Here is a 23,071-nt window from a genome sequence, read left to right as displayed (position 1 = left end):
GTATTTCTGGAGATAGTCATTTGACCGATACTGTGAAATATCGTTCCCACCGCGCCGCCTTTGAGTGTAACGGCGAAGATTAGCCCACTCAAATGACTTTTCAGTTTCCTGAATCCGTCATAAAAAGCGAAGTCTTTTTTGTGACATTTCGATACAATTGCGGATCGCAATCCCGCTCTTGAGGTTCAGGGAAGGTCTTTATGCTCGAAATGTTGATGCAATGGTATCGCCGCCGTTTTAGCGACCCGGAAGCGATTGCCTTGCTGGTTATTTTAGTTGCCGGATTTGGCATTATCTTTTTCTTTAGTGGCCTGCTTGCTCCGTTGCTGGTGGCTATTGTGCTGGCCTATTTGCTGGAATGGCCAACCGTGCGCCTGCAATCTATTGGCTGCTCCCGCCGCTGGGCGACGTCGATTGTATTGGTGGTTTTCGTCGGTATATTGCTACTGATGGCGTTCGTGGTACTGCCTATCGCCTGGCAACAGGGCATCTACTTAATCCGCGATATGCCGGGGATGCTCAATAAGCTTTCTGACTTTGCCGCCACGTTGCCGCGCCGCTATCCGGCGTTAATGGACGCGGGCATTATTGATGCAATGGCCGAAAATATGCGCAGTCGGATGCTGACCATGGGCGATTCGGTGGTGAAAATTTCCCTCGCCTCGCTGGTCGGTTTGCTGACCATTGCCGTCTATCTGGTGCTGGTACCATTGATGGTCTTCTTCCTGCTGAAAGACAAAGAGCAGATGCTGAACGCCGTTCGCCGGGTGCTGCCACGTAACCGTGGACTGGCAGGACAGGTGTGGAAGGAGATGAATCAACAAATCACCAACTATATCCGCGGCAAAGTGCTGGAGATGATCGTGGTGGGGATTGCCACCTGGCTGGGATTCTTACTCTTCGGGCTGAACTATTCGCTGCTGCTGGCGGTGCTGGTCGGCTTCTCGGTACTTATTCCGTACATTGGTGCATTTGTGGTGACCATTCCGGTGGTTGGCGTGGCGCTATTCCAGTTTGGTGCTGGCACGGAATTCTGGAGCTGCTTCGCGGTGTATCTGATTATTCAGGCGCTGGACGGCAACCTGTTAGTACCTGTGTTGTTCTCCGAAGCGGTTAACCTGCATCCGCTGGTCATTATTTTATCAGTAGTGATCTTCGGTGGTTTGTGGGGATTCTGGGGCGTATTCTTCGCCATTCCATTGGCGACGCTGATCAAAGCCGTGATTCACGCCTGGCCCGATGGGCAAATCGCGCAAGAATAATCTTCAGCCCGACGAACTGTTTCGCCGGGCTGATTTTTAGGGTTCCTGACGTAAATAAATAGCCCGATAACAAATACTCACCAGCACTGCACCGCCGATAATATTACCCAGCATCACCGGGAGCAGATTGGCGGTAATAAAATGGCTGACCGTCAGTGCCGGAAAATTGTCTGCGCTACTGTGCGCCAGTTGCCAGAAGGGGGGAGGGGCGAAATGGCGAATGGCAATGGCGAACGGAATCACAAACAAATTGGCGATACAGTGCTCAAAGCCACTGGCGACAAACAGGGTGATGGGCAAAATCATGGCGACGATTTTGTCGCATAATGAACGCCCGCAATAACTCATCCACAGCGCCAGGCAAACCATCAGATTGCACATAATGCCGAGGCTGACAGATTCAGTAAATGTATGATGCATTTTGCCCTCGGCGCAGTGTAAAACCGCGACTCCCCACATCGCGTTTTCACTCATCACCAGCCCGGAAAACCAGATTAACAAACTGAAACAGGCAATACCTGCCAGATTACCGCAGGCCACCAGAAGTGCATTAATCAGCCATGTTCGCCAGCTAATAACGCCCCGACTTTTTGCCATCACCGTCATTACCGACGAGGTGAACAGGCTGGTGCCGCAAACCGCCAGCAAAATAAAGCCGAGTGTAAAGCAAAGGCCACCCACCAGATGGGTTAATGCCTGTGAAGACGGGGCATCGGCGATAACGGAAAGGTAAAAAGTAAATCCGATCGCCATAAACACGCCAGCGGACATCGCCATTAAAAAGACCGACACTTTGCTGCGGGCAATTTTATGGGCGGCAATCCGTTCAGCGATTGCCGCTTTTCTGGCGCTCAACTGCAAGTCGAAAGAGAGTTTGTTTCTCATGAATACTCCTGCAAAAGCAGATTACAACACCTCGCGAACCGAGATCCCCAGACGCTGCATTCGTGACAGCAGCGTGGTGCGCTTCATCCCTAATCGTGTCGCCGCGCCACGGGGCCCGGCAACAATGCCATTGGTTTCTCGCAATACCTGAACAATGCGCTGACGTTCTTCTTCGTCATTCTCTGGCGTCGTCGGGTGCAGCAACTGTGCCATTGAACTGCGAAGCGCTGAATCTTCATTTAGCGTCGGCAGTAAACGGCTTTGTCGGACATTAAGATGTAAATTCAGACTGTTACCGCGAGTCAGTAGTACCGCCCGCTCAATCACGTTTTCCAGCTCGCGCACGTTGCCCGGCCAGTCCCACGACATCAACTGGCGTAGCGCCTCGGTCGGGATGGCGTCAATTGCGCGATTCATATGGCGCGCCATTTTTTGCGTGAAATGTTTTGCTAAAAGAGGGATATCTTCCGGACGGTCGCGTAGCGGGGGCAATTCCAGTGGGAAGACATTCAGGCGATAAAAGAGATCGCTGCGAAACTGGCGATCTTCAACCATTTGCCACAAATCACGGTTGGTGGCGGCAATGACTCTGACATTTACCGGGATCGTTCTACTCCCGCCGAGACGCTCAATCTCCCGTTCCTGCAATACGCGCAGCAGTTTAGGCTGAAGTTCTAACGGCAGATCGCCAATTTCATCGAGAAACAACGTGCCGCCATCGGCAATTTCAAAACGACCACGATGGGTATTAATCGCACCAGTAAATGCCCCTTTGTCATGACCGAATAACTCACTTTCCAGAAGACTGGCGGGGATGGCAGCGCAGTTGATTTTGACCAGTGGCTTGTCGCGTCGTGGGCTAAGTTGATGGATCGCTCTGGCGATCACCTCTTTGCCGGTTCCGGTTTCACCACAAATCAACACCGTACTGTCGCTCTTCGCCACAATATCTACCTGCTGGAGCAAATCTTCCATTGCCTGGCTTTGATAGATAATGTCACCGACGCCCAGATTCGAAAGGAGCTGCTCGCTAAGCTGGTGGTTTTCTTGCTGCAAGCTTTCCTGCAAATCGGTCATGCTGCGCCAGGCATCGGCATTGCCAACGGCAATAGCGATGCGATCGGCAATATGTTGTAGTAGCTGGCAGTTTTCCTCACTAAAGAGAGTGGAAGAGGTATGCGCCAGCAACAATGTGCCCGGTGTATGGTTGCCAAAGGTGAGCGGTATAAGGAGCGCAGATTCGCAGCCGTTAGATGCAAGTAAGTGTAATAACGGGTCGCGTTGCCAGAGAAACAGATCGTCTGCACGGTGCGTCAAGGTCGGTTGTCGGGTTTGTAGCGTTTGTGTCAGCAATACACTTTCGCCAGGCATACAGCGTGGCAGACACGCACAATGTGAGGCAGAAAGATCGCTGCACCACAGGCTGAACTTCTCGTTCTTTCGATGATCGCCCAGTACCATACTGACTGAAGCCAGACCGAAAAAATGATGGATCTCACGAGCGACGTCAGCGATCAGATCGTCGAGATCAAGATGTGACAACACTGCATTAGTGATATCCACCAGTACCCGATGATGATCGCGATCTTTCTCCAGCAAACGCAGCGCCACCTGCTGTTCTTCATCATTGAGCCATGATTGCAGAACCGGAGTGATTATGTGTGCCAGCCAGTTAAACAGTGTGCAATCCTGGGGAGTAAAACGACTGCCGTGGGTGCGAATAAAGCGTAGCTCCGCCATTCCACTACTGCCGAGAAGGACGGCGTGACGCGAATAATCGACCATCTCGCCCTGATACTCTGCTGTTGCCGTCACATCGCTGCCATCATCATGGTAGCGGTAATAGAAGTTGCTTTTGAGAACGTGCAGTTCAATAAGTTGTACCGGGCTGAACGGCGGCGGCAGCGGGATGAAGGCGCGTAATAAAGACGCCTTGCCGTGTTTCTGCGCTAACCGCTCCGCGAGCATTCCGTTTACCGCTTCAATTGTTATTCCTTGCGGCGGGGCAAACATCGCCTCGTCTGACATAGCCATCAACAGTCCTTATTAATGAGAAATCCTTCTCACGCAATTTTTCTGGCCATCAGATAGATGGCCGGTTCCTGCACAATTTCATCCAACAGATGAATGAATTGAATGCTACGCGCCTGCCACACAGACGTCGCGTCATCTGCCAGTGGCGCGAATGCCCGGGTCAACAGGGTGGTGTGGCTGGCGTCAATAACAATCTCACCAAAGGTCATCACCCCCAGCATCTTACGTCGGGCTTGCTCCTCTTCGACCAGTGCAAGCCAATCTTCGTATTCCGTCAGTGGGCAGCGGAAGGCGACATTCAGACAATCAATCACGCCAACGTGATGGCCGATAGCTAGCGAGTAATACATTACCTGGGAGCTGTGTTCCGGCATCTCGTCGCTACTGGCGACAAACTTTTTTCGCAGCGTCCAGAAAACAATTTCCCTGCACTCTTCAGTCATGTAACCCCCGGAGTACGCGAAAGAGTTGCTGAACGATACTATTGAGACGCGGATCGTCGGCATCGCGCAACCAGGTGTTAACCCGATTTCCTGTAGGATCGTCGCTTAAATGGCGCAGGAGCCGATCGCAAATTTCTCGCCCCTGACGATAGCCCGCCAGCCGCCTCGCTTCTCGCTCAATGGCGATACGCTGTGATGGCGGGATCTGCGGCCACAGCGGTTGCATGGTCTCCCCGGTGGGATCGCGATAATCCACCGCGTGAATCTTCTGTTGCAGCAAACCGAGCGCCACGGCGAAACCGTGAATGGTGGCGGCCGGTGTTGGCGGGCAGCCGGGGATCCAAACATCAATGGGGACAATGGTGTCGCTGCCGCCCCAGACGCTGTAAAGATCGTGGAAAATACCGCCGCCGACACCGCACGCGCCGTAGGAAACACAAATTTTATGATCGGGGGCAGACTCATACGCCCGAAGTGCAGGCATACGCATCGCCCGGGTGACTGCGCCAGTAAATAACAAAATATCGGCGTGACGCGGTGATGAAACAACCTTAATGCCAAAACGTTCTGCGTCGAATACGGGTGTGATGGCAGCAAAAATTTCGATTTCACAGGCGTTGCAGCCGCCGCAATCGACGCGATAAACGTAAGCCGAGCGACGGATATCCTGTAGCAAATGCTGCTTCATCTTTTGCGTTTGCTCGTCCAGCGTGATGGGCTGGCTGACATGTTGCGTAAGCACTGGACTCATAGCTGCTCCTTAGCCACCAGCGGTTCATCTGTGTCGTCGTTGATCAGCGTCGCGCGCTGTTTGCATTCCGGGCAGACGCTCGCTTGCGCCCGTAACATTTCGCGGTTTTGTGGTGCATTTTGTTGCTGTGCCAACAGTTCTGCAGCCAGTGCGACGGTTTTTTGCGGGGCAAACGGGCGTTCGCAACGGCTGCAACGTTGTAGATGGAACGTCGCGCGGGTATAGAGATCGGCTTTATTGGTGACGGTCAGTTCAAAGTTATTGGTAAGCTGAATGGCTCTGGTCGGGCACACTTCTTCACAACGTCCGCAGTAAATACAACGCCCCAGATAGAGCTGCCAGGTGCGCGTATTTTGCTGGTCGTCGGTCTGGATAGTCAGCGCATTTGCCGGACAAGCACAGGCGCAGGCACCGCAGGCAATACATTGGCTGGGCATCAGGTCCGGTTTCCCGCGAAAGCCTGGGCTGACCTCCAGTGGCGCGAAGGGATATTTCACCGTCGCGGTTCCGGCGCGCATAATAGTTTTCAGTAACTTCAGCATCTTCTGTCCTTACTTCAGCGGCGAACGGTTACGATCAATGCCGTAGCGTTCGATCTCTTTATACGGCACGGTTTTTGACTGGCGCTTGCGCACATCAACCAGCGTCACACGGTCGGTACAGGAGTAGCAGGGATCAAGGCTACCGATAATCAGCGGTGCGTCAGAAACGGTATTGCCGCGCAGCATGTAACGTAGCACTGGCCAGTTGGCGTAGGTGGCGGCACGACAGCGCCAGCGGAACAATTTTTGGTTATCACCGAGCATGCTCCAGTGCACGTCTTCACCACGTGGCGCTTCAACAAAGCCCAGCGCGAATGCGTGAGGTTTATAGCTAAAGCCTTCGGTCAGCAGTGGGGTATCTGGCATGTTGTCGAGGGCAAATTCCAGCATTGCCAGCGAATCAAACGTCTCTTTTACACGGACCATCACGCGGGAGAAGACATCGCCGCCGGTAAAGGTAAACAGCGTTTTGGGAATATTGCCGTAGTCGGCGTAGGGGTGATCAAAGCGCAAATCACGGGCAAAACCACTGCCGCGGATCAGCGGCCCTACGGGGCTATAATCACGGGCGATTTGTCGGTCGAGAATGCCAATGCCCTGAGTGCGTTGTTCCATATTCGGCGTGGCAAGCAGCATCTCTACCAGCTCCGACACGTCGGCTCGCATCTCGCGCACCAGTTTCAGCGTTTGCAGACGTTGCTCTTTGAGAATATCGCGGCGAACACCACCAATCAGATTCAGACCGTAGGTTTTACGCGACCCGGTCAGCAATTCCGCCATTGTCATCGACTTTTCCCGCACGCGGAAAAATTGCATAAAGCCGGTATCAAAACCAACAAAATGGCAGGAGAGACCAAGGTTGAGCAAATGACTGTGTAGCCGTTCGACTTCCAGCAGAATCGAGCGAATAGTATGCGCTCGTTGCGGCACCTCAATCCCAAGTGCATTTTCAACCGAGTTGGTATAGGCCACACTGTGGGCAAAACCGCAAATCCCACACACGCGGTCGGATAAGAAGGTCACTTCGTTGTAGCCCATCCGCGTTTCTGCCAGTTTCTCCATGCCGCGATGGACATAAAACAGGCGGTAATCAGCATCGACAATTTGCTCGCCATCCACAAACAAGCGGAAGTGACCTGGTTCATCGGAGGTGATATGCAGCGGGCCGACAGGGATCACCCGCGCATCGCTGTTGCCCTCGTTGATAAACGGATACGTTTCGGTATCAGTCGTCGGTTCTGGGCGCAGTCGATAATCCATCGCGTCTTTGCGCAGCGGATGCATATCTTCCGGCCAGTCATCGGGCAACACCAGCCGACGCTGATCCGGCAGGCCAACCGGAATCAGCCCGTACATATCGCGAATTTCTCGCTCGCCCCAGACCGCGGCAGGGACGCGCGGTGTGACTGACGGAAACTCCCGACTGTCGGCATCGACCAGTGCCTTCACCACGATCCAGCATTTTTCGGCCCCTTCCATAGAAAGGGCATAATAAACCGCGTAATGACCGTTAAGTGTCCGCTCGTCGTTGCCAAACAGGACTGGAAGCCAGCCATCATGTTGATAATAAAGATAATGCACAACGTCAGGCAGCAGATTGATTTTCACCGTAATGGTGACCTGTTCAGGCGTTTGTCGCTCTTCATCCAGCACCGCGCCGGGGAACTGCGTTTTCAGGGCGGCGAGAATCGCTTCGCCACGATTTGACGATGAATTAACGTTCACTGTGTTTCTCCGAAACAGATGCGGTGCCTGAAGGCAAAAAATCATGCCAGGTGCTACGTTGTGCAGGCAGGTCGTGCGTCCCTGAGAGGACTATAGTGGAAGCGCCTGCCAGGATCCTGATGACAGGTTGTGGAATATGCGTTCCCATCGCCAGCATCATGACCAGCAGAATCACCATTGGCGAGGTGGTCAACCAGCCAAGTTCACCCCGGTTAACGGCCTGCGGCGGTTTCGCCATTAACACCCGCGCAGCCATCCGTACCAGGCCCGCCAGCACCAGCGTTAACAGCAATAACAGCAGGACGATAATCAGCAGGTGATTACGTGCCAGTCCGGCGGTAACGGTCATAAATTCGCTAAGAAAAATGTTGAAGGGCGGCATCCCGGCCAGCGCCAGCGCACCGCCGCCAAACAACACGGCGGTAAATGGCATGATTTTGAGCATCCCACAGACGACGTTGAGATCGCGCGTGCCGTACTTGAGCAGTACATTGCCGGAACCGCAGAACAACAGCGTTTTTGCCAGACTGTGGTTTAAGGTGTGCAGCAGCGCGGCAAAAATTCCCAGCGGCCCGCCAATGCCTAACGCCACCGCGACCAGTCCCATGTTCTCCACGCTGGAGTACGCCAGCAGACGCTTAATGTCCCGCTGTACCAGAATGAAAAATGCCGCCACGGCAACCGACAACATGCCGAAGATGAGCAACAACCGGTTGGGGAAATCGCTGCCGATGGCCTGGCAAATAATGATGTAATAGCGAATAAGCACCAACAGCGCGCAGTTCAGCAATACGGCGGAGAGCAGGGCGCTGACCGGACTCGGCGCTTCACTGTGAGCATCCGGCAGCCAGGCGTGCATGGGAAAAAGCCCGGTTTTGGTGCCAAAGCCAATTAGCACAAACACAAAGGCCAACAGCATTAATGTTGGGTCAAGCAAGGACGATTGCTTAAGAACCTCGCTCCAGAATATCGCCATTTCTGCCTGCGGCATAACGCTGGCGGCGTTGGCGTATACCAGCACGGTACCGAACAGACCAAAAGCGACACCAACAGTACAAATAATGATGTACTTCCATGCAGCTTCCAGCGATGAACGCTGACCGTAAATGCCTACCAGAAACGCCGAGCTTAAGGTGGTGGCTTCGATTGCCGCCCACATCACAATCAGGTTATTGCTGGTAACAACCAGCAGCATGGTGAACAAAAACAGATGGAAGAAACCGTAGTAATCGCACAGCGTAACGGGTGAAAGCTCGCCGTGTGCCACTTCATGACGCATGTAGCCAATCGAGTAAACACCGGTGAGAAAGCCAATCACACCAAGAATGGCGAGGAACAAACCGCCCAGACCATCAATGTGAAGCCACAGTCCCGCAGCGAATATTTCTCCCGCATCAGCGGCAGTTTGGACCACCCACAGTGCCAGAATCAGCAGCAGTGTGATCCCTAAGCCATGTAGTACTGTCACCGTGCGAGTCGCAGAGTGCCCCCGTTTCCGGCAGGCAAAACAGAGCAGCGAAAAAAGCAGCGGCGTGAGCAGGAGTAAAGCGAACATCACAGAATAACTCATCTCATTATCCCTTCAGCGCGGTCAAGTTGTTCACGTCCAGCGTGCCGTGGGTACGCCATATTTTTCTTGCCAGTAACACCATCACAATGACGGCGAAGATGGCGTCGGTAGCGATACCAATTTCCACCAGTTCCGGTGCACGCCAGGCAAGAAGCGCCAGTACCAGATGGGAGCCGTTTTCCATCAGGCAGTAACCAAAAATTTGCCGCAGGATATTGCGCTGGCTGACAATGCACAGCAGGCCAAGCAGAAAATGACCTAACGCCACCGCCAGCGCCGGTTTCAGCCCGGTAGCCATCGGTAGCTTCACGGGCTGAACGACAAATGCGCAAAGCAGGACAATTAACGCCGCGAGCAGTGTCATCATTGCCGGACCGAATAACGCTTTTTCCGGGATGTTCTGGGGAATATTTCGTGCAGCGTAAGTCATGATTAACGGTACCAGCAGCACTTTGGTGATAAAGGCGCTGGCGGACCAGATCAGCAGTTGCTCTGCGGCGAACAGGCACGAGAGAGTGGCGAAAATAGACACCAGCACCAGCGACTGGCAGGCGTAAAATCCGCATGACAGGCGATAGCTTTTGACGCTAATCACAAACAGCGATGTCAGCATCATCAGTCCCGCCAGATTATTTACGATCATAGAACCGGTCATTCATCATCTCCTTACTGCAACCAGGTCGCGGCGATTACGCTGGAAATCAGCGACATCACAATCAGTACAATCAACACCAGGCGCATTGATCCTGGCAGCGGTGCGGCATCGGCGACGGCCTCGCTCGGTTTGCCAGGCACGACGCGACCAAACCAGCGAATAAACCAGGCGAAACTGGCGACCGATTCAATCATCAGCAGAATCATGGCGGGCAGCAGGATCCAGTACTCCACTGACAACGCAAAACCGGCGGCAAACAGCGGGAATTTACTGAAGAAGCCGTTGAACGGCGGCACGCCGGTAATTGCCAGCGCTGCCACGCAGAAACCCACGCCAGGCAACGGCAGGGTGTGCAATACGCCACGCAGACGCGGCAACAAGCGCGTGCCGCAGCTGTAACTCAGCGCACCTGCTACAAGGAAAAACAGGCTTTTAGCGAACGCGTGGTTGACGATGTAGGCGATGCTGCCCTCCAGCGCCAGCCGCGAACCGAAGATGGAGAGCGACAAGCCGAAAAACATCCAGCCAAGTTGAGTGATGGTCGACCAGGCCAGCAACCGCTTCATATCCTGCTGTGGCAAATACATCAGGAAGCCATAAAGAATGGTGACCAGTGCCATAACCATGCCAACGCCGCCAATCACATGCGGGATATTGCCGCCGTCGATAATGGCACGGGCAAAAATGTAAACGCCCACTTTCACCATCGATGCGGCGTGGAGATAGGCGCTGATCGGTGTTGGCGCTTCCATTGCATCCGGTAGCCACGCTTGCATCGGTAGCTGGGCCGATTTCCCCCACGCGGCAAACAGGATGCCACCATAAACCAGATAGCGTGCGTCGCCGTGTAACTCGCTCATCGCGCTGAGCGCAAACGTTCCGGTCTGCAAAAACAGCGTGGCGGCGGCAAGATACAACCCCAGCGAACCGATATGAGTGATAAGCAACGCTTTTAGTGCTGAACGCTGCGCTTTATCGCTCTGGTAATAACTGATCAACGCCCAGGAGCAGCCGCCCGTAATTTCAAAAAACAACAACTGACCGAGCAGCGTCGAGGAGAGTACCAGTCCCGCCATCGCGCCGATAAACACCAGCAAAAATGCGTAATAACGATTCGTGCCGTTATGCGGGTGTTCGCGATTTTTATCCGTCAGATAACCCGTGGAGTAGATCGTGACCAGCAAACCGAGAAACACCACCACAAACAGAATCAGCGTACTCACGCGATCAATGACCAGGCCAAACAACGCCACATCCCCCACGTTGACCAACGTCAACGTGACGGCAACTTTATCGGCCTGATAAAACGCGGAGATCAGTGACAACATGCACAGCGTGGTCAGCGCGGCGAACAAAACTCCCCATTCGGCGGCCCGACGTTGTGGCGAAAACGAAACGACCAGTGCGCCGATAAAAGGCAGCAATAACGTCGTCAGAGCAAGATTTTCCATATTCCGTCAGTGCTCCTTACAGACCGGTTAACCAGAAGACCCAGGCAAGCGCAGCAAGGCTGAAGCCAAGCCAGGTCACATGGTGAATGAGTAAAAAACGCCCGCGTGCCAGCGTGTTTTCTGCGATTGAGGCCAGTACAAAAATCAGCAAAACCTTGAGCAGCGTAACGACAAGTGAAGTCAGCAGGCAGGTGAGAGAAAGCTCTTGCGCGCGCCCAAAGGGCAGAAACAGGGCCACAAACAGTGATGCCATCACGACCTGTTTCAGCCCCAGCCCCCATTTCGCCAGCGCCAGCCCGGCACCGGAATATTCGGTCAGCGGGCCTTCCTGTAATTCCTGTTCTGCTTCAGCAACATCAAAGGGAATTTTTCCCATCTCAATGAAGCAGGCAAAACCACAGGCCAGTAACGCCAGTACGGTGGTTAGCGGCGAGTTCCAGCCCGTCGCCAGCGTATTGCTGATCATCTCGATATGCGTGGAATCCGCTATCAGCGCCAATACCAGCAGTGAGAGAATGAGCATGGGTTCGACCAGAATGCCGAGCGTCAACTCGCGACTGGCACCGACTCCCGCAAAGGGGCTTCCGGTATCCAGCCCGGAAAGAGCAAAGAAAAAACGAAACAGGGCAAGAAGATAGATAAGGGTGATCAGATCGCCGCCGCCCGCAAAAGGGGAAACAGTAATAAATAGTGGTAGGGCCATCGCCAGCACCAGCATGCTGCTGATTAATACCCACGGCATCAGGCGGAACATCAGACCTGAAGATGTCGGCGCAACTTCCTGGCGTTTAAACAGTTTGTGGATATCGCGATAATCCTGCCAGATCCCCGGTCCGCGACGGGAGTGCATACGCGCGCGTATCTGCCGGGAAATCCCCGTAAAAAGCGGGGTTAGCACCAGCAGAATCACGGCCTGTGCTAACGCAAAAATGACCAGATATCCGTCGCAAAGAGTTTGTCTCATGGTGATTTCCTTAGACGGCAATAGCGATTAGCAGCACAACCAGTGCGGCGACCACATACAGGCAATAGAGACGAAAGTCGCCGCTTTGCAGATGCTGTACTTCTTTGGCCAGCCGTTGGGTGGCGCTCACGATGGGGCGGATCACCCGCTCATCCCAGAAGGGTTCTGTGCTCTGAGCCCTGGCGGTGACGTGCGCAAGACCTTTATTTAGCCTCAGCGTAGGGTCGAGCTGTTGTCGTAGACGAAATAGCGCACAAAAGACCACACGCAGCGGCTGCATCACGCCATTGCCTGACGGGGCCATCGCATTTTCCCAGCCGTAGCCGCATGCCCAGGCATCTCCTGTGCGACGAAACGCTGCGCGGCGCGAACGACACCACAGCCAGTAAAGGCCAGGCAGCAAAGGCATCGCCAGTAGTAACAGCAACAGTAATGAGGGAGTGACCCGTGTATGAAACGTGCCTGGTACAAGTGCTATTCCGCTGGCGACAGTGACGGGAGGGGTATTGGTAAACGCATGGGCAATGTGCATTATCTTCGGTGCCAGCCAACTGGCACTAAGCGCAATGAATACGCAGAGTGCCGCGAGCAGTAGCATGGCGACGATCATCGTATTCGGCACTTCCTGTGCCTCTTCAGCGTGTGTACTGCGCGGCGCTCCACAGAAAGTAATACCGTACATTTTGACGAAGCACATTACTGCCAGCCCACCAGTGACTGCCAGCATCACCATAGCAATAGGACCCGCAAGTTGTAGCGCTACGGCTTCCACACGACTTAGTGAGAACAGCGACTGCCAGGTGTACCATTCGCTGATAAAACCATTCAGCGGAGGAATAGCAGATATCGCGAGGCAACCAATCAGGCATGCTGCGGCTGTCCACGGCATACGTTTCGCCAGTGCCCCCATTTTTTCCATGTCGTGGGTATGCAAACGCGAAATAATCGCACCCGCGCCGAGAAACAGCAGCCCTTTGAACAGCGCATGGTTGAGCAGATGAAACAGCGCGCCGAGCAGTCCAACAACGGTGAGCAGCGGGTCGTGCAGTGACAGACCGACCATCGCCACACCGACCGCCAGCAAAATAATGCCGACGTTTTCGACGGTACTCCAGGCCAGCAGCCGTTTGATATCCTGTTCCGCCAGCGCATACAGCACGCCCAGGAGCGCGGAGATTGCGCCGATCGCCATCACCAGAATGCCCCACCACAGCGGCAAACCCGTTTGCGCCAGCAGGTCCATCGCTACTTTCAGGATGCCGAAAATACCGATTTTGACCATTACGCCAGACATCAACGCCGAAGCGTGCGATGGTGCGGCAGGGTGAGCGCGTGGCAACCAGCTGTGCAACGGCATCATCCCGGCTTTCGCGCCAAAACCAAAGAAGGCCAGCAGGAACACCGCCGACGCCAGCCCCGGAGAAAGTGAAAGCGTGCGGAAACTGGCAAAATCGAGGCTGCCGCTTTCGCGCCCCATCAGCAAGAAGGCGATCATAATCAGTACCGATCCGGCGTGGGCGATAAAAAAGTAGAGCATGCCAGCGTTGATTGACGTTTTATCCTGCCTGGCAATGACCAGAAACCAGGAAGACAGCGACATCATTTCAAACAGCACGATGAACCAAAAAGCGTTGTCCATCACCAGCAGGGCAACCATCGATGCGATGAAAAGATTCATAAAGAAGCCCATCGCCGCCGCGCCTTTGCCCTCGTATTCGCGCATATAAGTCAATGAATAGAGCGAACAAACCACCACCAGCAAGGAGATAACCAGCACCATAAATGCCGAGAGGCTATCCATTCGCAGGGTTAAATCGGCAAAGTCAAAAGGCGTGGCAAAACGGGCGACTAAAATTACGCCTGCATGTAATTGCGTAATTCCGCTGATGATGCCAATCACGCCACCCACCAGCGATGTGATGCCGGAAAGCTTAATAGCCAGTCTGTCCAGACCGAGTAAAAACAGCGAAGCCAGACTGGCAAACAGATAGAGGATCAGCGACCAGGTTAATAATTGCAGGGCATCCATTAGCGTTGCTCCTGAGTGAGGGAAAGGGGATCCTCCCCGCCATTGGCAAACCAGCTTGCGGCAATGCGCTGTTTTTCTTTCATCTGACGTTGCAGGCTATCGTCGGTGATCAGCCGTAACGCCTGATTCGGGCAAGCGCGAACGCAGGCCGGACCTTCTGGCAAGAAATCACACAGGTCGCATTTCACCGCGACGGTCTGGACACCCGGTTCCCAGCGCAGCAAAGCATGTTGGGTCGGCGCGTTTTCTTCGCCGTCTTTGAGTGAGCCCTCAGCCTGAAAAACATATTGCGCAGGGGCATTCACCGGACGGCTTCCTGAAGCGCTGATTGCGCCAAATGGGCAGACCACGGCACAAAGCTTGCAGCCAATACAGAGGCTTTCGTTGAGTTGGATCGCATCATCCCTCTGGGAGATGGCATTGACCGGGCAGACCTGCAGGCAAGGGGCTTCCTCACAGTGATGACACACGACAGGGGCAGTGAGTGTTGACGTCTTCGCCAGGGCCAGGCGCGGGTGTTGCTGTAAACCTTGCGTTTTATGCACGTCCGAACAGGCAGCGAGACAGGTATTACATCCTGTACACCACAGTGGTTCGGCCACCACAAAGCGGTTCATGTCGGCTCCTTGAAAATGATATGAAACATTGCATTTCATATTGCATAAAGGATGCCAGTCTTATTAATTTAATATATTCAATAGGTTATGAATTAACTGTATTCTGAACGGTACAAAAATGATGGTCATTAACGTTCAGCAAAAAATGAATTCGACACCCGTGTCGCAGGGGAAAGCGAGAATGTGATCTTGATCACGAGAAGTGAGGTGTGCTGACCGCAAGCGCAGCCAGCACGGAATGGAGCAAAGTAATCAGGCGTGTTCTTTCAGCCAGTTCAGCACAACGTCGTGGTGATTGCTGGTTTTGAAATCGTCAAAGACATGTTCGATTTTGCCATCAGCGTCAATCAGGAAGCTGATGCGATGAATACCATCGTAGGTTTTGCCCATGAAGGACTTTTCACCCCAGACGCCGAATTGTTCGCACACCTGGTGGTCCTCATCAGACAGGAGCGTAAAGTTAAGCAGCTCTTTTTCCGCAAAACGGGAGAGTTTTTCGGGTTTATCGGTGCTGATACCCAGCACATCAACGCCCGCTTTTTTCAACTCATCCATGTTATCGCGTAAGCCGCAGGCCTGTACGGTACAGCCGGGGGTCATGGCTTTCGGGTAGAAATAAACCAGAACACGCTGTCCCTGGAAGTCGGTCAAATTAACTTGTTCTCCGTCTTGATCCGGCAAGCTAAATTTCGGTGCGATATCACCGGCTTTCAGTGGATTCATTACTTAACTCCATCCTGTTCATCATGTTGGGAATAATTGACGACGTTAATACTGCCTTGTGCATTGAGTTCTGTACATAGGGCTTTGAACGCTTGCTCAATATTTGCTGCGTCCGCAGATGCGGGGCTGTGGGCGGTTATCTGAATATGCAACTGCGCAGCCCGTTCATTTTCAGCAGGTTGCGTGCGCGACACCAGCTCCGCAATGTTCATATGATGCGCGTCGAAAAGTGCTGTGAAGCGTTCAATTAAATGCGGGGAGTCTGCCACATCGACCTGAACCCAGACAGATGCTGGCATTGGCGGACGCGGACGCGCCGTCGTGCGCTTCATCACGATTAAAAGATCCAGCTCGGCACCTTTCAACGGTAACGTTGATTCAATCAGAGTAATGGCATTCCATGAACCGGAAAGCAGCATGATAAACGTGAACTCTTCTCCCAGCATCGCCAGGCGACTGTCTTCAATATTACAGCCGCAACTACTGACATGACGGGTGATGGTGTTCACAATTCCAGGGCGATCGGCACCCAACGCAGTGATCACCAGATAATGTTGCGATGACAGTGTCAAACTGGTTATTCCTTTAAGGGGTGAGTTGTTCTTAAGGAAAGCATAAAAAAAACATGCATACAACAATCAGAACGGTTCTGTCTGCTTGCTTTTAATGCCATACCAAACGTACCATTGAGACACTTGTTTGCACAGAGGATGGCCCATGTTCACGGGAAGTATTGTCGCGATTGTTACTCCGATGGATGAAAAAGGTAATGTCTGTCGGGCTAGCTTGAAAAAACTGATTGATTATCATGTCGCCAGCGGTACTTCGGCGATCGTTTCTGTTGGCACCACTGGCGAGTCCGCTACCTTAAATCATGACGAACATGCTGATGTGGTGATGATGACGCTGGAGCTGGCTGACGGGCGCATTCCGGTGATTGCCGGGACCGGCGCTAACGCTACTGCGGAAGCCATTAGCCTGACGCAGCGCTTCAATGACAGTGGTATCGTCGGCTGCCTGACGGTAACCCCTTACTACAATCGTCCGTCGCAAGAAGGTTTGTATCAGCATTTCAAAGCCATCGCTGAGCATACTGACCTGCCGCAAATTCTGTATAATGTGCCGTCCCGTACTGGCTGCGATCTGCTCCCGGAAACGGTGGGCCGTCTGGCGAAAGTAAAAAATATTATCGGAATCAAAGAGGCAACAGGGAACTTAACGCGTGTAAACCAGATCAAAGAGCTGGTTTCAGATGATTTTGTTCTGCTGAGCGGCGATGATGCGAGCGCGCTGGACTTCATGCAATTAGGCGGTCATGGGGTTATTTCCGTTACGGCTAACGTCGCAGCGCGTGATATGGCCCAGATGTGCAAACTGGCAGCAGAAGGGCATTTTGCCGAGGCACGCGTTATTAATCAGCGTCTGATGCCATTACACAACAAACTATTTGTCGAACCCAATCCAATCCCGGTGAAATGGGCATGTAAGGAACTGGGTCTTGTGGCGACCGATACGCTGCGCCTGCCAATGACACCAATCACCGACAGTGGTCGTGAGACGGTCAGAGCGGCGCTTAAGCATGCCGGTTTGCTGTAAAGTTTAGGGAGATTTGATGGCTTACTCTGTTCAAAAGTCGCGCCTGGCAAAGGTTGCGGGTGTTTCGCTTGTTTTATTACTCGCTGCCTGTAGTTCTGACTCACGCTATAAGCGTCAGGTCAGTGGTGATGAAGCCTACCTGGAAGCGGCACCGCTTGCGGAGCTTCATGCCCCGGCTGGAATGATTTTGCCGGTGACCTCCGGTGATTATGCAATCCCGGTGACCAACGGTAGTGGTGCTGTCGGTAAGGCGCTGGACATTCGTCCACCAGCCCAGCCGCTGGCACTGGTTTCTGGCGCGCGTACCCAGTTCACGGGCGATACCGCTTCATTGCTGGTGGAAAATGGTCGTGGCAATACTCTGTGGCCGCAGGTGGTTAGCGTGCTGCAGGCGAAAAACTACACCATCACCCAACGTGATGATGCTGGTCAGACACTGACCACCGATTGGGTACAATGGAACCGTCTGGACGAAGACGAGCAGTATCGTGGTCGTTATCAAATCTCTGTTAAGCCGCAGGGTTATCAGCAGGCGGTTACGGTTAAACTGCTGAACCTGGAACAGGCGGGCAAACCGGTTGCAGACGCGGCTTCCATGCAGCGTTACAGCACGGAGATGATGAACGTTATTTCCGCCGGTCTGGATAAATCTGCCACTGACGCCGCGAACGCTGCGCAAAATCGTGCCTCCACCACTATGGACGTACAAAGTGCAGCTGATGACACCGGTTTACCAATGCTGGTCGTACGCGGGCCGTTCAATGTGGTTTGGCAACGTCTGCCAGCGGCGCTGGAAAAAGTGGGCATGAAAGTGACCGACAGCACCCGTTCGCAGGGCAACATGGCCGTAACTTACAAGCCGCTGTCTGACAGCGACTGGCAGGAACTGGGCGCGAGCGATCCAGGCCTGGCATCCGGTGACTATAAACTGCAGGTTGGCGATTTAGATAACCGCAGCAGCCTACAGTTTATCGATCCGAAAGGTCATACTCTGACTCAGAGTCAGAACGACGCGCTGGTAGCTGTCTTCCAGGCTGCGTTTAGCAAGTAAAAATACAGGGCTGGAGTCATCCGGCCCTTTTTTCTGATATGATACGCAAACGTGTGCGTCGGCAGGAAAACGCGATTTTAGCGGTAATTTGCACTAAATTTGTTTGTCGGACGTAGGTCGGATAAGGCGTTCTTGCCGCATCTGACAAAACATCCGGCACACCAGACAGCAAAAGATTTTAAAACGTTAATTCACACCCAGGAGTGATAAAGATGCAAAAGCAAGCTGAGTTGTATCGTGGTAAAGCGAAAACCGTATACAGCACGGAAAACCCGGACCTGTTGGTGCTCGAATTCCGCAATGATACGTCAGCAGGGGATGGCGCGCGCATTGAGCAGTTTGATCGCAAAGGTATGGTGAACAACAAGTTCAACTACTTCATTATGAGCAAACTGGCTGAAGCGGGTATCCCGACTCAAATGGAGCGTCTGCTCTCCGATACCGAATGTCTGGTGAAAAAGCTGGATATGGTGCCGGTTGAGTGTGTCGTGCGTAACCGTGCTGCTGGCTCTCTGGTGAAACGACTTGGAATCGAAGAAGGTATTGAGCTGAACCCGCCGCTGTTCGATCTGTTCCTGAAAAACGACGCCATGCACGATCCGATGGTCAACGAATCTTACTGCGAAACCTTTGGCTGGGTAAGTAAAGAGAACCTGGCGCGTATGAAAGAGCTGACCTACAAAGCGAACGACGTGCTGAAAAAACTGTTCGATGATGCTGGTCTGATTTTGGTCGACTTTAAACTGGAGTTTGGCCTGTACAAAGGTGAAGTTGTACTGGGCGATGAGTTCTCCCCGGACGGCAGCCGCCTGTGGGACAAAGAAACGCTGGAGAAAATGGACAAAGACCGTTTCCGCCAGAGCCTCGGTGGCCTGATCGAAGCCTATGAAGCCGTCGCCCGCCGCCTGGGTGTACAGCTGGACTGATTTTTCTGTTCATCATCTTGCCGTGCAGCTGGCACGGCAAGACAACCGCTCTCGGAAGATGTGCATTGAACGCTCATTCCTCCGCCATTTCATCCCGCTTTCCTGTGGTAATCTTCCTCTGAACCACCTACGATCATTTCTATAATGAATATATTGTTGAGGTATCTATGCGTTGGCAAGGGCGACGTGAAAGTGACAATGTTGAAGACAGGCGCAACAGCTCTGGTGGTCCGTCAATGGGCGGTCCAGGTTTTCGCCTGCCAAGCGGTAAAGGCGGGCTGATTTTACTGATAGTCGTGCTGGTTGCAGGCTACTATGGCGTTGATTTAACCGGGTTGATGACCGGACAGCCGGTTTCCCAACAGCAATCAACACGGTCAATTAGTCCTAATGAAGACGAAGCCGCAAAATTCACTTCGGTGATTCTGGCAACCACGGAAGACACCTGGGGACAGCAATTCGAGAAGATGGGTAAAACCTATCAGCAACCGAAGCTGGTCATGTACCGTGGAATGACGCGCACCGGCTGCGGGGCGGGCCAGTCCATTATGGGGCCGTTCTATTGCCCGGCGGATGGCACGGTTTATATCGATCTCTCCTTCTATGATGAAATGAAAGACAAACTTGGCGCGGATGGCGATTTTGCCCAGGGGTACGTTATCGCCCATGAAGTCGGTCATCATGTGCAGAAACTGTTAGGCATCGAGCCGAAAGTTCGTCAACTGCAACAAAACGCGACGCAGGCGGAAGTGAACCGCTTATCTGTGCGTATGGAACTCCAGGCCGACTGTTTTGCTGGTGTCTGGGGGCATAGTATGCAGCAGCAAGGCGTTCTGGAAACCGGCGATCTGGAAGAGGCGCTGAACGCGGCGCAGGCCATCGGCGATGACCGTTTACAACAGCAAAGTCAGGGGCGAGTAGTACCAGACAGTTTCACTCATGGCACTTCTCAGCAACGCTACAGCTGGTTTAAACGTGGTTTCGACAGCGGTGATCCGGCACAATGCAATACTTTTGGTAAAAGCATTTAACTTCCGGGGCAGGGATGGCTGAACTGACTGCGCTTCACACATTAACAGCGCAAATGAAACGTGAAGGGATCCGCCGCTTGCTGGTGTTGAGCGGGGAAGAGGGTTGGTGTTTTGATCATGCGCTTAAGTTGCGTGATGCCTTACCTGGCGACTGGCTGTGGATTTCGCCGCAGCCAGTCGCTGAAAACCACTGTTTTCCCTCGGCGCTACAAACTTTACTTGGGCGCGAATTCCGGCATGCGGTATTCGACGCCCGCCACGGCTTTGATGCCGCTGCCTTTGCAGCACTTAGCGGAACGTTGAAAGCGGGAAGCTGGCTGGTGTTGTTACTCCCTGTATGGGAAGAGTGGGAAAACCAACCTGATGCCGACTCGCTGCGCTGGAGTGATTGCCCTGACCCTATTGCGACGCCGCATTTTGTCCAGCATCTCAAACGTGTACTTACGGCGAATAACGACGCCATCCTCTGGCGGCAAAACCAGCCGTTCACGTTGGTGCATTTTGCTCCCCGTACTGACTGGCACCCCGCGACCGGCACACCACAACCAGAACAACAGCAACTCTTACAGCAGTTACTGACCATGCCGCCGGGCGTGGCAGCGGTAACGGCTGCGCGTGGGCGCGGTAAATCGGCGTTGGCAGGGCAACTCATTTCTCGTATTGCGGGCAGTGCGATTGTCACCGCGCCCGCAAAAGCGGCAACGGATGTACTGGCACAATTTGCGGGCGAGAAGTTTCGCTTTATTGCGCCGGATGCCTTGTTAGCCAGCGATGAGCAAGCCGACTGGCTGGTGGTCGATGAAGCCGCAGCCATACCTGCGCCGTTGTTGCATCAACTGGTATCGCGTTTTCCTCGAACGTTGTTAACCACTACGGTGCAGGGCTACGAAGGTACCGGACGTGGTTTTTTGCTGAAATTTTGCGCTCGCTTTCCACATTTACACCGTTTTGAACTGCAACAACCGATCCGCTGGGCGCAGGGATGCCCGCTGGAAAAAATGGTCAGCGAGGCACTGGTTTTTGACGACGAAAACTTCACTCACGAACCACAAGGTGACATCGTCATTTCTGCTTTTGAACAGACGTTATGGCGAAGCGAACCAGAAACGCCGTTAAAGGTATATCAGCTATTGTCTGGCGCGCACTACCGGACTTCGCCGCTGGATTTACGCCGCATGATGGATGCACCAGGTCAACATTTTTTACAGGCGGCTGGCGAAAACGAGATTGCCGGAGCGCTGTGGCTGGTGGATGAGGGCGGATTATCTCAAGAACTCAGTCAGGCGGTATGGGCGGGTTTTCGTCGCCCGCGGGGTAATCTGGTGGCCCAGTCGCTGGCGGCGCACGGCAGCAATCCACTGGCGGCGACATTGCGCGGACGGCGGGTTAGCCGGATAGCAGTTCATCCTGCTCGTCAGCGGGAAGGCACAGGGCGACAGCTTATTGTTGGTGCTTTGCAATATACGCATGACCTCGACTATCTTTCGGTGAGTTTTGGTTACACCGAGGAGTTATGGCGTTTCTGGCAACGCTGCGGTTTTGTGCTGGTGCGAATGGGTAATCATCGTGAAGCCAGCAGCGGTTGCTATACGGCGATGGCGCTGTTACCGATGAGTGATGCGGGTAAACAGCTGGCTGAACGTGAGCATTACCGTTTACGTCGCGATGCGCAAGCTCTCGCGCAGTGGAATGGCGAAATGCTTCCTGTTGATCCACTAAACGATGCCGTCCTTTCTGACGACGACTGGCTTGAACTGGCCGGTTTTGCTTTCACTCATCGTCCGCTATTAACGTCGTTAGGTTGCTTATTGCGTCTGCTACAAACCAGCGAACTGGCATTACCGGCGCTGCGTGGGCGTTTACAGAAAAACGCCAGTGACGCGCAGTTATGTACCACACTTAAACTTTCAGGCCGTAAGCTGTTACTGGTTCGCCAGCGGGAAGAGGCCGCGCAGGCGCTATTCGCACTTGATGATGTTCGCACTGAGCGTCTGCGCGATCGCATAACGCAATGGCAATTTTTTCACTGACTCCTTCAATTTTCTCCCATGGTCATTGTGAGTCAGCGGCGTAAAATTAATGACATCAGTTAAGGAGTTCGCCATGAAACATGACCATTTTGTTGTTCAAAGCCCGGATAAACCTGCACAACAGTTGTTACTGCTTTTCCACGGTGTCGGGGATAACCCGGTGGCAATGGGGGAAATAGGTAGCTGGTTTGCGCCGCTGTTTCCTGATGCGCTGGTGGTGAGTGTCGGTGGCGCGGAGCCGAGCGGTAATCCGGCGGGGCGTCAGTGGTTTTCGGTGCAGGGTATTACGGAAGATAATCGCCAGGCACGTGTGGATGCCATCATGCCGACGTTTATTGAAACGGTGCGCTACTGGCAGAAACAGAGCGGAGTAGGGGCTAACGCCACGGCACTCATCGGTTTCTCTCAAGGCGCGATTATGGCGCTGGAGAGCATTAAAGTCGAACCGGGCCTTGCTTCGCGCGTCATTGCCTTTAACGGACGCTATGCCAGCCTGCCGGAAACCGCGTCTACAGCCACGACAATTCACTTGATTCATGGTGGTGAAGATCCGGTTATCGATCTGGCGCATGCGGTTGCGGCGCAGGAAGCGTTAATCAGTGCCGGTGGTGACGTGACGCTGGATATCGTGGAGGATTTAGGCCATGCGATCGACAATCGCAGTATGCAATTTGCCCTGGATCACTTGCGTTATACCATTCCGAAACATTATTTCGACGAAGCGCTAAGTGGCGGTAAGCCTGGCGATGATGATGTGATTGAAATGATGTAATAATAGCCGGGTAG

General features: G+C 53.5%; 21 protein-coding genes. 7 read left to right on the top strand and 14 right to left on the bottom strand.

The genetic code is table 11. The features are described 5' to 3' along the window. The first annotated feature begins 200 nt into the window (after positions 1–200). Entirely contained in the window at positions 201–1,262 is a 1,062-nt protein-coding gene (locus G434_RS16095; RefSeq protein ID WP_000892044.1) for an AI-2E family transporter, read from the top strand. 36 nt (positions 1,263–1,298) lie between these two features. Here the strand turns inward: G434_RS16095 and focB are convergent, their stop codons facing one another. The 14 genes from focB to G434_RS16165 form a co-directional block, all read right to left on the bottom strand. Continuing rightward, complete coding sequence (focB, locus tag G434_RS16100; RefSeq protein ID WP_001244732.1) at positions 1,299–2,147, bottom strand: formate transporter FocB; 849 nt, start codon at positions 2,145–2,147, stop codon at positions 1,299–1,301. Positions 2,148–2,168: 21 nt separating this feature from the next. After that, the gene (hyfR, locus tag G434_RS16105; protein WP_001251508.1) at positions 2,169–4,181 is read right to left on the bottom strand and encodes a DNA-binding transcriptional regulator HyfR; all 2,013 of its coding nucleotides are present in this window, start codon (positions 4,179–4,181) and stop codon (positions 2,169–2,171) included. Between the two features lie 29 nt (positions 4,182–4,210). Beyond that, positions 4,211–4,624, bottom strand: a complete 414-nt coding sequence (hyfJ, locus tag G434_RS16110) for a hydrogenase 4 assembly chaperone HyfJ (RefSeq protein ID WP_001309645.1) — start codon at positions 4,622–4,624, stop codon at positions 4,211–4,213. Beyond that, positions 4,617–5,375 (bottom strand): hydrogenase 4 catalytic subunit HyfI, encoded by a 759-nt coding sequence (gene hyfI, locus G434_RS16115; protein ID WP_000075544.1) that lies wholly within the window; start codon positions 5,373–5,375, stop codon positions 4,617–4,619. Before hyfI ends, hyfJ begins: the two co-directional genes overlap by 8 nt. Further along, a complete protein-coding gene (gene hyfH, locus G434_RS16120; RefSeq protein WP_000916072.1) occupies positions 5,372–5,917 on the bottom strand; it encodes a hydrogenase 4 subunit H in 546 nt (181 codons plus the stop codon). The genes hyfI and hyfH overlap by 4 nt, the downstream gene beginning before the upstream one ends. 9 nt (positions 5,918–5,926) lie before the next feature. Then, on the bottom strand, positions 5,927–7,642 hold the full coding sequence (gene hyfG / locus G434_RS16125) for a hydrogenase 4 catalytic subunit HyfG (protein ID WP_001102312.1): 1,716 nt from the start codon (positions 7,640–7,642) through the stop codon (positions 5,927–5,929). Continuing rightward, positions 7,632–9,212 carry a hydrogenase 4 subunit F gene (gene hyfF / locus G434_RS16130; RefSeq protein WP_000122519.1) on the bottom strand — a complete coding sequence of 527 codons (1,581 nt, stop codon included), beginning with the start codon at positions 9,210–9,212 and terminating at the stop codon, positions 7,632–7,634. The genes hyfG and hyfF overlap by 11 nt, the downstream gene beginning before the upstream one ends. A 4-nt stretch (positions 9,213–9,216) precedes the next feature. Beyond that, positions 9,217–9,867, bottom strand: a complete 651-nt coding sequence (gene hyfE, locus G434_RS16135; RefSeq protein WP_000147991.1) for a hydrogenase 4 membrane subunit — start codon at positions 9,865–9,867, stop codon at positions 9,217–9,219. A gap of 11 nt (positions 9,868–9,878) precedes the next feature. Then, the gene (gene hyfD / locus G434_RS16140) at positions 9,879–11,318 is read right to left on the bottom strand and encodes a hydrogenase 4 subunit HyfD (protein ID WP_000429104.1); all 1,440 of its coding nucleotides are present in this window, start codon (positions 11,316–11,318) and stop codon (positions 9,879–9,881) included. Positions 11,319–11,334: 16 nt separating this feature from the next. Further along, the gene (gene hyfC, locus G434_RS16145; RefSeq protein WP_001309643.1) at positions 11,335–12,282 is read right to left on the bottom strand and encodes a hydrogenase 4 subunit HyfC; all 948 of its coding nucleotides are present in this window, start codon (positions 12,280–12,282) and stop codon (positions 11,335–11,337) included. A 10-nt stretch (positions 12,283–12,292) separates the two neighbouring features. Beyond that, positions 12,293–14,311 (bottom strand): hydrogenase 4 subunit B, encoded by a 2,019-nt coding sequence (gene hyfB / locus G434_RS16150; RefSeq protein WP_000339443.1) that lies wholly within the window; start codon positions 14,309–14,311, stop codon positions 12,293–12,295. Then, on the bottom strand, positions 14,311–14,928 hold the full coding sequence (gene hyfA / locus G434_RS16155; RefSeq protein ID WP_001376983.1) for a hydrogenase 4 subunit HyfA: 618 nt from the start codon (positions 14,926–14,928) through the stop codon (positions 14,311–14,313). Before hyfA ends, hyfB begins: the two co-directional genes overlap by 1 nt. Before the next feature lie 252 nt (positions 14,929–15,180). After that, the gene (gene bcp, locus G434_RS16160; protein WP_001068682.1) at positions 15,181–15,651 is read right to left on the bottom strand and encodes a thioredoxin-dependent thiol peroxidase; all 471 of its coding nucleotides are present in this window, start codon (positions 15,649–15,651) and stop codon (positions 15,181–15,183) included. Then, positions 15,651–16,223, bottom strand: a complete 573-nt coding sequence (locus G434_RS16165; RefSeq protein ID WP_000176187.1) for a glycine cleavage system transcriptional repressor — start codon at positions 16,221–16,223, stop codon at positions 15,651–15,653. Before G434_RS16165 ends, bcp begins: the two co-directional genes overlap by 1 nt. Before the next feature lie 145 nt (positions 16,224–16,368). Between G434_RS16165 and dapA the strand changes: the two genes are divergently transcribed. The 6 genes from dapA to ypfH all read left to right on the top strand — a co-directional run bounded on the left by dapA (position 16,369) and on the right by ypfH (position 23,057). Continuing rightward, entirely contained in the window at positions 16,369–17,247 is an 879-nt protein-coding gene (gene dapA / locus G434_RS16170) for a 4-hydroxy-tetrahydrodipicolinate synthase (RefSeq protein WP_001295469.1), read from the top strand. A gap of 16 nt (positions 17,248–17,263) precedes the next feature. After that, entirely contained in the window at positions 17,264–18,298 is a 1,035-nt protein-coding gene (gene bamC, locus G434_RS16175; protein ID WP_001297320.1) for an outer membrane protein assembly factor BamC, read from the top strand. 212 nt (positions 18,299–18,510) lie between these two features. Continuing rightward, positions 18,511–19,224, top strand: coding sequence for a phosphoribosylaminoimidazolesuccinocarboxamide synthase (gene purC, locus G434_RS16180; protein WP_001295467.1), 714 nt, complete (start codon positions 18,511–18,513; stop codon positions 19,222–19,224). Between the two features lie 167 nt (positions 19,225–19,391). Then, positions 19,392–20,255 carry a KPN_02809 family neutral zinc metallopeptidase gene (locus G434_RS16185; RefSeq protein WP_001267503.1) on the top strand — a complete coding sequence of 288 codons (864 nt, stop codon included), beginning with the start codon at positions 19,392–19,394 and terminating at the stop codon, positions 20,253–20,255. A gap of 14 nt (positions 20,256–20,269) precedes the next feature. Next, positions 20,270–22,285, top strand: a complete 2,016-nt coding sequence (gene tmcA, locus G434_RS16190) for a tRNA cytosine(34) acetyltransferase TmcA (RefSeq protein WP_000829348.1) — start codon at positions 20,270–20,272, stop codon at positions 22,283–22,285. Positions 22,286–22,358: 73 nt separating this feature from the next. After that, a complete protein-coding gene (ypfH, locus tag G434_RS16195) occupies positions 22,359–23,057 on the top strand; it encodes an esterase (protein ID WP_000679821.1) in 699 nt (232 codons plus the stop codon). Positions 23,058–23,071: the final 14 nt, after the last annotated feature.

Origin of the sequence: Escherichia sp. KTE172, assembly GCF_000408845.1 — a bacterium.
Classification (GTDB): domain Bacteria; phylum Pseudomonadota; class Gammaproteobacteria; order Enterobacterales; family Enterobacteriaceae; genus Escherichia; species Escherichia coli.
This window is presented reverse-complemented; position numbering and strand designations above follow the sequence as displayed.